Annotated in this window: 14 protein-coding genes; 9 read left to right on the forward strand and 5 right to left on the reverse strand. The window is 54.9% G+C overall.

What is annotated here, in order from left to right; genetic code table 11:
• Nucleotides 1–91 precede the first annotated feature (91 nt).
• The 5 genes from BED41_RS00065 to BED41_RS00085 all read left to right on the forward strand — a co-directional run bounded on the left by BED41_RS00065 (nt 92) and on the right by BED41_RS00085 (nt 6,030).
• Nucleotides 92–1,528 (forward strand): sodium:solute symporter family protein, encoded by a 1,437-nt coding sequence (locus BED41_RS00065; RefSeq protein ID WP_066741484.1) that lies wholly within the window; start codon nt 92–94, stop codon nt 1,526–1,528.
• Nucleotides 1,525–2,748 carry a metal-dependent hydrolase family protein gene (locus BED41_RS00070; RefSeq protein WP_066741485.1) on the forward strand — a complete coding sequence of 408 codons (1,224 nt, stop codon included), beginning with the start codon at nt 1,525–1,527 and terminating at the stop codon, nt 2,746–2,748. The genes BED41_RS00065 and BED41_RS00070 overlap by 4 nt, the downstream gene beginning before the upstream one ends.
• A gap of 135 nt (nt 2,749–2,883) precedes the next feature.
• The gene (locus tag BED41_RS00075; protein ID WP_066741487.1) at nt 2,884–3,546 is read left to right on the forward strand and encodes a GntR family transcriptional regulator; all 663 of its coding nucleotides are present in this window, start codon (nt 2,884–2,886) and stop codon (nt 3,544–3,546) included.
• A 37-nt stretch (nt 3,547–3,583) separates the two neighbouring features.
• Entirely contained in the window at nt 3,584–4,765 is a 1,182-nt protein-coding gene (locus BED41_RS00080) for a metal-dependent hydrolase family protein (protein WP_066741489.1), read from the forward strand.
• The gene (locus tag BED41_RS00085) at nt 4,765–6,030 is read left to right on the forward strand and encodes a metal-dependent hydrolase family protein (protein ID WP_066741492.1); all 1,266 of its coding nucleotides are present in this window, start codon (nt 4,765–4,767) and stop codon (nt 6,028–6,030) included. Before BED41_RS00080 ends, BED41_RS00085 begins: the two co-directional genes overlap by 1 nt.
• Nucleotides 6,031–6,112: 82 nt before the next feature.
• Here BED41_RS00085 and BED41_RS00090 read toward each other — a convergent pair whose 3' ends face one another.
• Together BED41_RS00090 and BED41_RS00095 are read right to left on the reverse strand one after the other, a co-directional pair.
• A complete protein-coding gene (locus tag BED41_RS00090; RefSeq protein WP_066741495.1) occupies nt 6,113–6,673 on the reverse strand; it encodes a manganese efflux pump MntP in 561 nt (186 codons plus the stop codon).
• Nucleotides 6,674–6,675: 2 nt separating this feature from the next.
• Nucleotides 6,676–7,728 (reverse strand): AI-2E family transporter, encoded by a 1,053-nt coding sequence (locus tag BED41_RS00095; protein WP_168160194.1) that lies wholly within the window; start codon nt 7,726–7,728, stop codon nt 6,676–6,678.
• A gap of 136 nt (nt 7,729–7,864) precedes the next feature.
• Here BED41_RS00095 and ftsZ point away from each other — a divergent pair, with 136 nt between their 5' ends.
• The 4 genes from ftsZ to BED41_RS00115 all read left to right on the forward strand — a co-directional run bounded on the left by ftsZ (nt 7,865) and on the right by BED41_RS00115 (nt 11,045).
• Complete coding sequence (gene ftsZ / locus BED41_RS00100) at nt 7,865–9,238, forward strand: cell division protein FtsZ (protein ID WP_066748673.1); 1,374 nt, start codon at nt 7,865–7,867, stop codon at nt 9,236–9,238.
• 269 nt (nt 9,239–9,507) lie between these two features.
• The gene (locus BED41_RS00105; RefSeq protein ID WP_066741501.1) at nt 9,508–10,008 is read left to right on the forward strand and encodes a putative metallopeptidase; all 501 of its coding nucleotides are present in this window, start codon (nt 9,508–9,510) and stop codon (nt 10,006–10,008) included.
• 112 nt (nt 10,009–10,120) lie between these two features.
• Nucleotides 10,121–10,423, forward strand: coding sequence for a hypothetical protein (locus BED41_RS00110; RefSeq protein ID WP_066741504.1), 303 nt, complete (start codon nt 10,121–10,123; stop codon nt 10,421–10,423).
• Between the two features lie 109 nt (nt 10,424–10,532).
• Complete coding sequence (locus tag BED41_RS00115) at nt 10,533–11,045, forward strand: hypothetical protein (RefSeq protein WP_066741507.1); 513 nt, start codon at nt 10,533–10,535, stop codon at nt 11,043–11,045.
• A gap of 114 nt (nt 11,046–11,159) precedes the next feature.
• Here the strand turns inward: BED41_RS00115 and BED41_RS00120 are convergent, their stop codons facing one another.
• Genes BED41_RS00120 through BED41_RS00130 form a run of 3 tightly spaced genes read right to left on the reverse strand, consistent with a single transcriptional unit; the run spans nt 11,160 to nt 12,721 of the window.
• Nucleotides 11,160–11,543 (reverse strand): hypothetical protein, encoded by a 384-nt coding sequence (locus BED41_RS00120; RefSeq protein ID WP_066741509.1) that lies wholly within the window; start codon nt 11,541–11,543, stop codon nt 11,160–11,162.
• 33 nt (nt 11,544–11,576) lie between these two features.
• Nucleotides 11,577–12,236: an IMPACT family protein gene (locus BED41_RS00125; RefSeq protein ID WP_066741510.1), complete on the reverse strand. Its 660-nt coding sequence runs from the start codon at nt 12,234–12,236 to the stop codon at nt 11,577–11,579.
• Complete coding sequence (locus tag BED41_RS00130; RefSeq protein ID WP_066741512.1) at nt 12,218–12,721, reverse strand: HIT family protein; 504 nt, start codon at nt 12,719–12,721, stop codon at nt 12,218–12,220. Before BED41_RS00130 ends, BED41_RS00125 begins: the two co-directional genes overlap by 19 nt.
• Between the last annotated feature and the right edge of the window lie 186 nt (nt 12,722–12,907).

Genomic DNA, 12,907 nt, shown 5'->3' on the forward strand with positions numbered 1-12,907 from the left:
AACAATGATTTTTATAATAAAAAGGAGGCTGTAGAGCAGGTTTTTGTATGTTTTATTGTCAAATTTTTTAAAAAATTAGGGAGGGATTTTTATGAATGAAGCTTTAGCAGGTCCGTCATACGCAATAGCGATAGTGGTATATCTTTTGATCATGGTCGCAGTAGGCTGTTATTTTGGTAAAAAGGCGCGCGACGATAAAGACGGTTTTCTTCTCGCCGGACGTGAACTTCCTAGAATAGTTCTTGTCGGTACGCTGCTTGCGACCTGGTTCGGCGGAGGCACAGTGGTTGGAGGAGCTGACTTTGTCTATAAGACCGGTCCTTGGGCAGGTATCTTTTTCTTTATCGGCGCGCCGCTTGGCGCCCTTGTTCTGATGGGGCTTGCGCCGAAGATCCGTGAGCTGGCGAAGTATACCGTGCCGGAGATCCTTGAGCAGACATATGGTCCGCATACAAGGCTGCTTGCCTCCATCTGCGTTCTGCTGGCCTATACCGGGATCGTCTCGTATAATTTTACCGGCGCGGCCTATATCGTAAACATCGTTACCGGTTTTGACCAGTCATATTCCGTCATTATCGCGGCCGCGATAATGGTGCTGCTGGCCGTCACCGCCGGCATGAACTCCGTCGCCTGGACGGATGCCCTGAGCGCGGCGCTTATCTTCTTTGGCATGGGCTTCGGACTTTATTTCGCGGCCTCTTCCGCCGGCGGATATGCGGCGACCTATGCCGCTCTCTCCCCTTCCCAGGCCAGTGTGTCGGGGGGACTCACCTGGACGCAGCTTGCGGGATACAGCCTGCCCCTCTTCTTCCTCTACATGGGTGACCAAAACCAGCTTCAGCGCTACGCCTGCGCCAAGACGCCGGCTGAGGCGCGCAAATCTGCTCAGATGCTCTTCTGTGGGATGTGCGTCGTCATCTTCCTTGTGCTCAGCTACTGCATGTTCGCCGTTAAGCTGATGCCCAACATCAACGGCAATACGGCTGTAATGCGCATGGCGATCAACTATGTTCCCTTTATTTTCGGAGCTCCAATCCTCTGCGCCTGCGTGGCTTTCCTTGTTACGACCGGAGACTCTTTTATACTTTCGGCTTCGACAAACATAATGATAGATATTGTACAGAAGTATTTCAAACCTGATATGACGGATAAGGAGCTTGTCAGAGGCACACGTATAACAATCGTCTGTGTCGGCATCTTCTCCTATGTCATGGCGGTATTTTTTCCCAGCGTCTTGAAGATGCAGATGTATTCCTATTCGATATACGGAGCCGGTGTAACGATTCCGCTGCTTGGAGCATTCCTCTGGAAAAAGGCCAGCCCCGGAGGCGGCATGGCCTCCGTCGTGACTGGCGGCGCGGCGATCCTTGCCTGGGACCTCTTCCTTAACCGGCCGATGGGCCTTAACGGAATCATCATCGCCGTCCCTCTTGCCACCGTAGCCCTTGTGGTATTCAGCCTCCTGTTCCCCAAAAAGGCCGGCGTCATAGACAGTACCGGGAACATTGATATGGAGGCGGCCGAATGATCACCGTCTTTGAGAATGCCCTTCTGCTTGACTGTACAGGCGCTGAACCTGCCGAAAATGGCTGGCTGACAGTGGATGATGGTGTCATCAAGGAGATAGGAAGCGGGAAAGCGCCTATATTCAGAGAGGCGGAAATCGTAAACTGCAAGGGCAACACCCTGATGCCCGGCCTCATTGACGCACATATCCACCTGAACCTCTTTGACGATAACCTCGCTGAGATCCCACGCAGAGACTATCCGGCGATGCATTTTGTGAAATGTCTGCAGGTGCTGAAGGATACGGGCGAGCAGGGCTTCACCACTGTTCGCGACGCCGGCGGGGCCGACGCCGGCTTTCGGGTCGCCGTTGAAAGAGGGCTTGTACCGGGACCGAAAATTTCCGTATCCGGCACCTCCATCTGCCAGACCGGCGGTCACTCCGATGTCAGGCTGTCGACGGAGGTCGCCGCGCCGATGCTCTCCCCGATTCCCATCGGCTGTGTGGCGGACGGAGTGGCAGAGGTCCAAAAGGCGGCGAGGGAACAGCTCCGGCGCGGCGTCGACCATCTGAAGGTGATGGCTGGAGGCGGCTGCGGCAGCCCCGCGGATGAGCCGGATACCACGCAGTATTCCCTGGATGAGCTTAAAGCGGTCGTCGCCGAAGCCTCTGCGGTCAAAAAGGTCGTTCTTGCCCATACTTACTCCAACAGCAGCATGCGCCTCTGCGCGGAGGCTGGCGTCTACAGTATGGAACACGGTAACTATCTCGACAGGGCCACGGCGCAGGTATTGAAGGAGAAAGACTGTTGGCTGGTTCCTACGCTTTCGACCTATTTCTATATGTCCGAACATGGAGAAGAGCTCGGGATCCCCTCCTATTTCCTGAGAAAGATGAAGCAGGTGCGCGAGTCGGCCCTGGAGGCGGTCCACAACGCGATGGAGGCTGGCGTCAAAATCGGGTCAGGCTGCGACATGGTAGGTTCCGGCCAGCCTTACAAGGCTATGGAGCTTGAGCTCAAGGCAAGGGTGATGGGGCCGATGGGAGCCATCCTCAGCGCTACCAGGGAAAATTCTAAGCTGATGAAGAGGGAAAAACAAATTGGCACGCTCGAGGCGGGGAAATGTGCAGATATACTTCTTGTAAGAGGCAACCCGCTGGATGACGTCGCCCTCTTCCAAAACAGGGAGAACCTGTTTGTCATCATGCAAGATGGCTGCTTTGTTAAGAAAAAGCTATAAAGAGCCATATTTTAGTTAAAAAATGAAAAATAAAAAAAGAAGAGGGTTTATGGAAAATATCTTGGCAAAAAAGGAGAATGATGCCACAATATCAGTAAATTTCGACAATTAAACCTGCAAAGGACGTGAATCCGTATGGTAAAACCTAAGACTTTGACGGAGGCTGCTTATGAGGATATAAAGCAGTGGATACTTGAGGGAGAGATAACCCCCGGCAGCAAGATAAGTCTTGAGGATACGGCGTCACGTTTAGAGGTAAGCATGACTCCAATTCGGGAGGCTCTTACGAAGCTTCAGCAGGAGGGACTTGTGGAATATATTCCGCGCGCCGGTTGGAGGGCGTCAAAACTCTCAAAGAAAACCTACTTCAAATATAGGGAATTACAGCTTCTTTTGGAGCTGACGCTCACAGAGCTGGCCTTTCCATATGTTACGGACGAGGCGATAAAGTCTATGGAAGAGGCAAACGAGAGGCTTCGCTATTTCCTTGAGACCCTCCCGAAGAAGGAGCTCCCGCGGGCTCTCCTTAAAGAAAACGATACAATTCATATGACCCTCTTTTCCTGTTACGGCAACGAGGTAATGACAAATATGCTCCAGAATGTGTGGGACTCGATGAGTTATTACCGAATGGTCATGTTCAGCACCTACTATTATCGTGAGATTGGCTATAAAGATCACGAACAGATAATCAAAGCGCTTAAGAAAAAAGATGCTCAGGCGGTCAGATACGCGATGGAGCACCATCTCTCAGAGGGGCCGATATGTCTTGAAGAAAATTTTGACGAAGAACTATAGGCTGCACCAAACGACAGGCAGAAAAGGGTGGTTGTAAATGGAGTCTCTGGTAATCAGAAAGGCGATGGTTTTCGACGGCGGAAGAGCGCTTGCGGGCCTCTACGATATCCTGATCGAAAAATCGGTCATTAAATCGATAACGCCATATGACCCCGATACAAAATTTGCGGGAATAGAGAGTATTGACGCGGATGGAAAGACAGCCATTCCCGGGCTGATGGATCTGCATGTGCATCTGACTTGGAACGGCGGCGCGGACCCCGCGGAGGATATTCGCCGTGAAAACGCGGAGGAGCACCTTCTCACAACTGTTGGCAGCGCATTAAAATACCTCGCGGCGGGGATCACCTCCGTAAGAGATCTTGGATCGCCGGGGGATGCCGCGATTTTCGTCGATCGGGCCATAAAGGCTGGCAAGTTCCAGGGGCCGAGAATCTTTGCGAGCGGTCAGTCTATCATTATGACCGGCGGACACGACCCTTTTCACGGGATTATGGCCGACGGTCCCTGGGAGGTGCTGAGGGCCGTAAGAAGACAGGTGGCGCTGGGAGCCCCCATGATAAAGATATCCGCGACTGGCGGCGTCTATGGCCGCACAGAGGGAGAGGGGGTCGACGATGTCGAACTGCGTCAGGAAGAGGTCGATATGATCGTGGACGAGGCCCACCGCCGGAATGTGAAGGTCACGGCGCACGCGATCGGCGAAGCCGGCATCAGGGGCTGCCTGAAGGCGGGAATAGACTGCATCGAACATGGACACTGCATCACGGAGGATATGGCGGCGGAGATGAGGGAGAAAGGTACAGCCCTCGTTCCGACCTTCTATATTTATCAGCATCTTTCCTCAAGCGCCGAGGTGCCGGAATATGCCCGCAAAAAGGCTGCCGATATCATTGCGCGGCACCGTAACGCGCTTAAATGGTGCCATGAGGCCGGAGTCCTTATCGGCGCCGGATCCGACGCCGGATCACCATACTCCCCGCACCCCTCGCTGATGGAAGAACTTTACGCTCTTGAAGAGGGAGGTCTCAGCAAAGAAGAGGTCCTGACCGCCGCCACGGGAAACGCGGCGAGGATAATAGGTGTTTCGGAAAGGCTTGGTTTTATCAAAGAGGGCTATCTGGCGGATATTGTGATCGTCAACGGCGACCCCTTGGAATCGCTCTCAGCGCTTGAACGGCCGGCGCATGTGATTAAAGATGGAGAGGTAATTTTTTAATGGAGCAGCATTACCTTATCTGCGGTAGGTTTTTTGACGGCGTCAACAACGACATTCAGACAGATGTAAAGGTCATCGTATGCGGCGGTAAAATTGTCGAGACCGGCAAAAATCTTCTGCCGCCGGCGGGCTCCGTTGTCACGGACCTGTCAATGTGTATGGTAACGCCGGGTTTTATCGACGCTCACGCCCATTATGAGTTTGTTGGGCCTGAGACTTTCAATTCTTTCTCCGTAACGGATTCTGAAGAGATGAAAGCTCTCAATATGGCCTATAACGCGACCCAGTCGCTGCAAAAGGGTTTCACCACTGTGAGGATCACCGGTACCGCATTTCGGGGCTTTGGCTGCGTTGATGTAAAGAGGGCTGTCGAAAGGGGTTTTTTCCCCGCCTCAAGGATGATCGTCGCTCCGCATGCGCTGGGTACCCCCGGAGGGCATTGGGATTTTTCAATTTTTCACGGCAACGCCAACCCGTTTATCTCTGATTTTATGGAGCAGCCCTATGCGATTGGCACGGGGCCGGATATGTTTAAATACCTTGTCCGTAAACAGATAAAGTATGGGGCCGATTTCATCAAGATCATGGCGGCCGGCGGCTTCGCCTCTCCGGGTGACGATCCCGGAGAGATGCAGCTCGACCGCGATGAAATCAAGGCGATCATCGATACGGCCCACCTTGCGAAAAAAACGGTAATTGCCCATGCCTATACCGCGGAATCGATCGACCTGCTTATCGAGTTGGGAATAGATGAAATCGAGCATGGCACGCTGATGAACGGGAGAACGGCGCAGAAGATGTTGGAAGCCGATGTGAAATATGTGCCGACGCTTTTTTCACTGATGCCTCCGGACGATGATATCGACCCCTCGAAGCTGCCGCCAAAAAGCGAGGCTTTTGTCAGAAAATTGGCGAAATATGACGAGCAGTTGAAGGAGAGCCGCGAAGTCGTCATCGATTTAGTGAAAAACGGCGGCATCAAGATCGGCCTTGGTTCGGATATCGTTGGTATCTATCCAAATCACGACGGTTGGCGAGAGTTCAAAGCATGGGTAGACCTCGGAATACCGCCGATGAGGGCGCTTTTTGCCGCGACGAGCGTCAATGCTGAAATCGTCGGGTGTCCTGACCTTGGCGCTCTCGTGCCGGGAAAGACGGCTGACATCGCGGCTTGGAAACGGGATCTTCTCACGGACCCCAGAGCAGCCTCGGAGTGTGCCTTTGTCATGAAAGAGGGTAAGATTTACAAGAATATAATAAATTGAATTCTGTAGCCATAAGCGGCCATTGTCTTTCTGCCGTGGCCGCTTGTGGCTTTACTCGGCGTCAGCGCCGCGCCAATTCCCTTTATAGAACGTCGAAGATTATCTTCGCCGCTATCGCGAGCAGGACGCCGCCGCCGAGGTATTCGGCCCTTTTGCCGAAGGCGGTCCCGAAACGTTTGCCGACAAGCGCGCCGAATATTGAGAGTGAGAACGTAATAATTCCGGCAAGTATGGCGAGGATCAGCGCCGAACCGCCGGTGCTTTCGATTGAAAAGCCCACCGCGAGGGCGTCGAGCGAGGTGGCGAAGGCCAGCATGACGACGTTCTTCAGTGTAACCGTCATGCAGCTGCCGCCGCCCTTTTCACAGTCCCGCGCCTCCCTTATCATATTGACCGCCACCCATATTATGAGCGCCGCGGCGATCCACGGCGTCCAGCTGTCAAAGAAGCCGCTCAGGTGCTCTGCGATCTCGCCGCCGAGCAGAGGCATGAAGAACTGAAAGAGACCGAAGGCGGCGCCGAGGATGAAGGCCTCGCGCAGCCGCAGCCGTTCGTGGCAGAGTCCGATACAGATTGAGACGGAAAAGGCGTCCATCGCAAGCGACGCCGCGGTCGCCGCCGCGGCGAGATATTCTCCAAACATAGTTAACCGTGATGCCTCCTGAGCCAGCGTTTCCGATATAGGTCACAAACTGATACAAAGAGTACAAGCACAAGCGGTCCGACGAATATCCCCAGGAAGCCCCAGACCATCACCCCGCCGAAGAGCCCCATTATTATCAGCAGCGTCGGTATCTCGCATCCGCCGCTGCCGCCGCTGATGAGGAAGGGACGCAGCAGGTTGTCTATAGTCCCTACCACGAGAAGTCCCCAGGTAAAGAGAATTGCCGCGTTTTTGAGGTCTCCAGTAAGGGCCAGATATATGGAGCCTGGAACCCAGACGACCGCCGTGCCCGCAGGAAACATGCCGAAGAAAAACATCAGCATGCCGAAGAGCATCGGACTTCCGAGGCCGACGAACCACCAGCCGACGCCGCCGATGAGGGCCTGCAGCGCTACGGTGAGGATGATGCCGTAGACGATGGAGTTGAGGATGCTGCCGGTACGGGAGAAGAAATCTTCGCTTTCGTCATGGGAGAGCGGAATGACGCTCTTCACGTAGTCGACGATCTTTTCACCGTCGCGGATGAGGAAGAAGGAGATCATGGTGGTGATCATCACGTTGAGGATGAAGCTGGAGCCCTGCTCTATGAGATAGGCGGAGAGCGAGCTGAGGAACTTTGCCGACCACTGGGCGAAGTATTGCAGTACGGATTTCACCGCCTCGGAGTTTTCCAGGAACGAGGTCAGATAGTCCGCGGCCCATACTGGCAGCCAGGCGGGGAAGTTGAAGTCCTTACCGCTGTAGGCTTGCTGCTGGATATTCGCGAGGAGTTGTGAGAAGTCGGCCCCCATGCCGGCCGCCTCGCGCCCCAGCGTTGAAAGGGCGTAGAGGATCGGAACTATACAGATCAGCAGGAAGAGCGTCAGTGTGATGCCAGCGGCGATACCGGGAAAACGGTTCCGCATCAGTCTCTGGTTAACGAAACGGTATATCGGCATTGAGATAAAGGAGAGCATTGCCGCCCAGAGGGTCGGCGTCGATATCGGCGCCGTTATATCCCAGGCGAGCAGGGCAAACAGCGCGAAAAAAATCATGAAAGGCAAGTTATCGCCTAAGAAATTTACTGATTCTTTATGTGGGCTCATATAATATAATTCCTCTCAATGCTATAATAAGATACGGAGAATATTATACATCAACCAGGTATAGAAAGAGGTGGGTGTTTTGAGCATGCCGGCGGAAAATTTGTATGACCGGGAAGAGCGCGAGCTTATTGTTCCCGGCAGCGGCGATAGATCGGAAACTGAAATGTTAAATGAATCAGCACCGAAATCCCAGACAATCTTTAAAAAGGCGATAAAGGTCATAGCTGTAGGCGGCGGCGGCGGAAACGCACTCAACCATATCATCTCACGTGGTATTGAAGGCGTCGATATGCTTGCCGTGAACACCGACATCCGTTCGCTTGAGATGTCGCTCTGCGATTCGAAGATCATCCTCGGAGAACAGGTGACGAAGGGGTTGGGTGCGGGAGCGGTTCCTGAGGTCGGCGAGCGTGCCGCGCTGGAGTCGATAAACGATATCCGCGCCTACCTCAAGGGGACCGACATGGTCTACCTTGCGGCGGGCATGGGGGGCGGCACTGGAACGGGAGCCATCCCTATCATCGCGCGCGCCGCGAAAGAGATGGGGATCCTTACTGTGGCTGTGGTGACTAAGCCCTTCTCGTTCGAGGGAAAGCGGCGGCGCCGCTACGCCGAAGAGGGGATTGAGAAACTCTTCCCGGAGGTCGACGCGCTGATCGTTGTGCCGAACGACAGGCTGCTCGACATCTCCCATAAGACGACGTCGCTGATGGAGGCTTTTCCTCTTGCGGATGAGATACTCCGCCAGGCGGTTCAGGGCGTCACCGACCTTGTGACGCGTCCAGGACTTGTGAATGTCGACTTCGCCGACCTCAAGACCGTCATGCGCGGCGCCGGGCGCTCCGTGATGGGTATCGGAACCGCGAACGGCGAGGACTGCGTGATAAAGGCGGTGAAAAACGCGCTTGAAAGCCCGCTGATGGAATGCTCCATGCACGGCGCGAAGGGCGTGCTGATGAACATCACCTATAAAGGCGAACTGCCTCTCTACGAAATAAGCCGCGCCGCGGAGATCGTGGAAGAGGTTATCTCTGACGACGCCAACTTTATCTGGGGCTGCGTAGCTGATCCGTTAATAGAGAACGACGTCGAGATAACGGTCGTCGCCGCCGGTTTTGACGAATCGCAGGGCAGCGTTATGCCGGCGGTGAAAAATGAAAAGCCGGAAACCTCCTTTGGAACGGCAAAAGCGGAGACCGTTGCCGTGTCCCGTGAGGAGGCAAATACTGCCGTTCAGTCCGAAGAGGTGGTCGAAGTTCCACCCGCGCCGCGATATGAGCGCCGCCGTCCGTTAGAGCGTGAGGCGCATATTCCCGCCTGGCTGCTTGAAGAGGAGCCCGAGGAGACGAAGGCCGCCGACAATAAGAAACCGACCACTTACACTAAGCCGTCTACATACGAAGTCTATGAAAATCCGACCTTCGTCCGCAGGGGGAACAGTCTGAAGAAACCGCAGTAATCAGTTCCCGCTTGTTTTTTTACTAAAAACTTTATCTTTACGATATGTTAGGAGCTCTTCTCTATCAGGACGAGCTCCTTTTTTTGGTCCTCTGTCATATTCCATGTGCGCTGCATATATAGGTTAATAAAAATCAAATTAATTAGACACATTTTTATTGTGGATATTGTGGATAAATGGGAGACATAGGCGAAAAATCCTGCCGGATGGTATAATGTATAGGTTTCGAGAGAGAGAAACAGCCACGCTATTAAACGGAGGAATAAAAGATGTCCGTAAAGACAGACGCAGAATTTGATTATGAGATATGTTCAAGCAGAATAAGGCCGATAGCGGAGGCCCTCATCAAAAAATATGACGAACTGCACCATATAGACCCCGATAAGATTCTCTTTGTCGTCAACCATAAGAGCGCGGGCAGCAAAAAGCAGATGACGCTCGCTAAGACGACGAAGATATCGCCGAAGTGGACGGAGCTGATCTATCAGCTCGGCTCCTGCTCCTATTTTTATATGATAGAGTTTTACGCGAAGACGACGGCGACGATGGACGAAAGCCAGATGGTGGCGCTCGTATACCGCGAACTGCGCCGTATCGGACCGGAGGGCGAGATACTGACCCCCGACGTTCACGACTGGTGGCAGATACTGATGGGGCTTGGACGTAAATGGTTCTATCCCGACAGCACCTGTCCCAATCTGCTTGACGAAAATGTCGACTGGAAGAAGCTCATGGGCACCTACTACGAGGAGATTCACCAGGGAGAGTAACACCCCGCGGAGCCCTCATATATTTAACACAAAAACGCCATATATCAGCCATAAAACCTTCACATCGGCGGCCTATACTTTGTTTATGTAAGAAAAAACAGAGGTGGTGCAGATGATGAAGGTTTTTTTCGATAAGATAAAGAAAGCGGCGGCGCTTGCGCTGACGGTGGTTGTGGTCGCCGCCGGAAGCGCCGCTGCCGCCCCGCGAAGTCCCGCAATGCCGCCGAAAAACCACGGTCAGATGATGGTACATCCCAATCAGCTCCCGCGGCATAAGCCGGCGCCGCGTGTCGCGCCCAGGTCCGTTCCCGCGCCGCGTTATCACGACGGCGGTTCCGGCGATACTGTTAAAGCGCTGGCCGTCGGCGCCGTTATCGGCGCCGTCATCGGCAGCCTCGCCGCTAATTCAAAATAGACCTTCTTTTTATCTCTTGCGTAAAAGCCGGATTACCTCATCCTGCCGGGCATTATTTTCTGCCGCGGCCGGCTGTTGGTTTATCTCAGAGATGTGAGGAGGTGTGAAAATGAAATGTCTAAGCAGACCTGCGGCGGCGCTTACGCTGCTGCTGTTTGCCGCTGGCGGGGCCTTTGCCGCCCCTCAGGGAGCGCCGCCCGGACACAGGCCCCCAATGGGAGCGGGCCCCGTGCGGATCAATAACTCCATGCCGGCCGTGCGTCATAATGGCGGTCCTAAGCCTGGCGGTCCCGGACCTCAGATGCGTCCGCTGCCTCCGGGGCAGAACCGTCCCCCAGGTCCCGGGCAGGTGAGGCCTGGCGGTCCGCAGATGGGCCCCCGGCCCGTAAGGCCGCTGCCGCCGCGCCCCAATATGGCTCCCGGAGTTATGAGGCCGCCGCTTGTCCCCGTACCGCGGCCGAATTACCGTGCTCCCGTATGGCATCCGCGCCCGCAGCCTTATTACGGCCCAGGTTATTACCGTGAGAGGGATAACGACGATACAGGCAAGATCGTGCTCGGCGTCATCGGCGGTCTGATCATTGGCGGAATGCTGAGCGGCGCGATGAACAGCTCGAATTAAGCGTCGTTTCGCCGCTTATGCGGTGCGAAACGCAAAAGCGGAAAGGGAGGTCATTATCCCTTTCCGCTTCCCTCTTTTTTGAAGTCTCCCGCGCCGCGGGAGGGGCAGACGCTATCAGCTGCCCAGCTTTATCCTCTCATAACGCGGCTTGAGGTCTTTGTCGGCGGTGATGGAGAATATCTCAAGGATCGGCAGCCTGCGCCAGACTATCTCCCGGCCGTCGCTCATCGTCAGCTTGATGTCGCTGAGCCCGAGTATCGAGTCCCTGCCGATGTCGCAGGAGACTGACGCTCCCGCGGCCAGCGGTTCCGTCAGCCTGTTTGCCGACCACCTCTCCATTCCCGTCTGCGAAATAGAGAGTCCCGTTATACTACCGCCGCTTTTGTTGACGATCTCCAGCGGCGCCCCGCCGCCCGCGCATTCCGCGGCGCGAAGCGCTCCCGCCGGAAGCGTAAGCATCAGCGCCACGGCAAATAAGATAAAGAATTTACGAAACATCAGGATCATCCCCCCTGCGGCAAATCATTGAAATCAACGCCAGCGTTCGCGCACCAGCGGCTCTTCGTTCCAGCTCAGCTCCGTGAGGAATGAGCGCTGCGCCATCTCCGCAAGCGGCGCCTCCAGCTCCGCCCGCATCGACAGCGGTACTTCAAGTTTCATCACGACGTCCGCGCCGTATTCGATATTGACGCGCTCCTCCGAAAAACCCCACTTGCGCAGCGTGGAGGAGAGCGTCTTCGAGTAGTCGTAGCCGCAGCGGAGCCGGAGCGCGTTGTGGAATTCCATCTCGACGGCCCCCGCCTGCTCGACGGCGAGCTCCGCCGCCGCCTTGTAGGCGTCGATCAGGCCGCGCACGCCGAGCTTTATCCCGCCAAAATAACGCGTGACGACGATCAGGGTATTGGTAAGCTCGTGGCGCTTGATCGTCCCGAGGATCGGCCGTCCCGCGGTGCCGGCGGGCTCTCCCGCGTCGGAGCAGTGCTCGAGGGGCGCGCCGCCGCCGATGCGGTAGCCCCAGCAGTGGTGGTTGGCCTTCGGGTACAGCTCGGGAAATCTTTTGATCGTCTCCGCCGCCTCGTCCGCGTCGAGCACTATGCGCACGGAGCCGATAAAGCGGGAGCGCTTTTCGGTAAATTCCGCGTCGCAGTCCCGGCGCGGCGCGCGGAAGACGTTCAGCTGACCTGCGGCCATATTGCCTTCAGCCTGGAATATGTCGAGGCAAGCGACTCCGATACGACCCGTACCTCGCCGATGACGGGCATGAAGTTCGTGTCTCCGTTCCAGCGCGGTACGATGTGCATATGCAGATGCTGGTCGATGCCCGCTCCCGCAACCTTACCGAGGTTCATTCCGATGTTGAAGCCGTGCGGCTGCATCAGCTCCGTGAGCGCCTTGACCGATTTCTGGACGAGCGCCGTCATCTCGCCGAATTCCTCCGCCGACAGCGAGGTGACGTCCGCGGTGTGGCGGTAGGGGACGACCATAAGGTGCCCTGGGTTATAGGGATAGGCGTTCATTATCACGAAACAATATTTCCCGCGTTCGATGATGAGGCGTTTTTCATCCTCGTCAAGCTTGGGGAAGTTACAGAAGATACAGCCCTTTTCCTGCGGGTCGCCGTTGTCCGAGTTTGAAAGTATATACTGCATGCGCCAGGGCGCGAAGATTTTATCCATAAATGATCATCCTTTCCTCTGTGATCCATGATGCAGAGAGCAATATTTCGTTCGGCTGGCCCCGCCGGACGGAGCCGCCTAGCCTATGCGAATAGATATATCCTATCCTATCTGTCCGCATTTACACCTTCATTAATTACATATATATAATTATATTGCTTTTAATGGTTTTGATGGAGTCTATAT

Source organism: Cloacibacillus porcorum, from assembly GCF_001701045.1.
GTDB classification, from domain to species: domain Bacteria; phylum Synergistota; class Synergistia; order Synergistales; family Synergistaceae; genus Cloacibacillus; species Cloacibacillus porcorum.

Bases quoted from the DNA above. Each gene is read 5' to 3' on its own strand.
- BED41_RS00085 (WP_066741492.1), top strand. From the start codon at position 4,765: ATGGAGCAGCATTACCTTATCTGCGGTAGGTTTTTTGACGGCGTCAAC.
- BED41_RS00065 (WP_066741484.1), top strand. From the start codon at position 92: ATGAATGAAGCTTTAGCAGGTCCGTCATACGCAATAGCGATAGTGGTA.
- BED41_RS00070 (WP_066741485.1), top strand. From the start codon at position 1,525: ATGATCACCGTCTTTGAGAATGCCCTTCTGCTTGACTGTACAGGCGCT.
- ftsZ (WP_066748673.1), top strand. From the start codon at position 7,865: ATGCCGGCGGAAAATTTGTATGACCGGGAAGAGCGCGAGCTTATTGTT.
- BED41_RS00075 (WP_066741487.1), top strand. From the start codon at position 2,884: ATGGTAAAACCTAAGACTTTGACGGAGGCTGCTTATGAGGATATAAAG.
- BED41_RS00110 (WP_066741504.1), top strand. From the start codon at position 10,121: ATGATGAAGGTTTTTTTCGATAAGATAAAGAAAGCGGCGGCGCTTGCG.
- BED41_RS00120 (WP_066741509.1), bottom strand. From the start codon at position 11,543: ATGTTTCGTAAATTCTTTATCTTATTTGCCGTGGCGCTGATGCTTACG.
- BED41_RS00090 (WP_066741495.1), bottom strand. From the start codon at position 6,673: ATGTTTGGAGAATATCTCGCCGCGGCGGCGACCGCGGCGTCGCTTGCG.
- BED41_RS00095 (WP_168160194.1), bottom strand. From the start codon at position 7,728: ATGATTTTTTTCGCGCTGTTTGCCCTGCTCGCCTGGGATATAACGGCG.
- BED41_RS00105 (WP_066741501.1), top strand. From the start codon at position 9,508: ATGTCCGTAAAGACAGACGCAGAATTTGATTATGAGATATGTTCAAGC.
- BED41_RS00115 (WP_066741507.1), top strand. From the start codon at position 10,533: ATGAAATGTCTAAGCAGACCTGCGGCGGCGCTTACGCTGCTGCTGTTT.
- BED41_RS00130 (WP_066741512.1), bottom strand. From the start codon at position 12,721: ATGGATAAAATCTTCGCGCCCTGGCGCATGCAGTATATACTTTCAAAC.
- BED41_RS00080 (WP_066741489.1), top strand. From the start codon at position 3,584: ATGGAGTCTCTGGTAATCAGAAAGGCGATGGTTTTCGACGGCGGAAGA.
- BED41_RS00125 (WP_066741510.1), bottom strand. From the start codon at position 12,236: ATGGCCGCAGGTCAGCTGAACGTCTTCCGCGCGCCGCGCCGGGACTGC.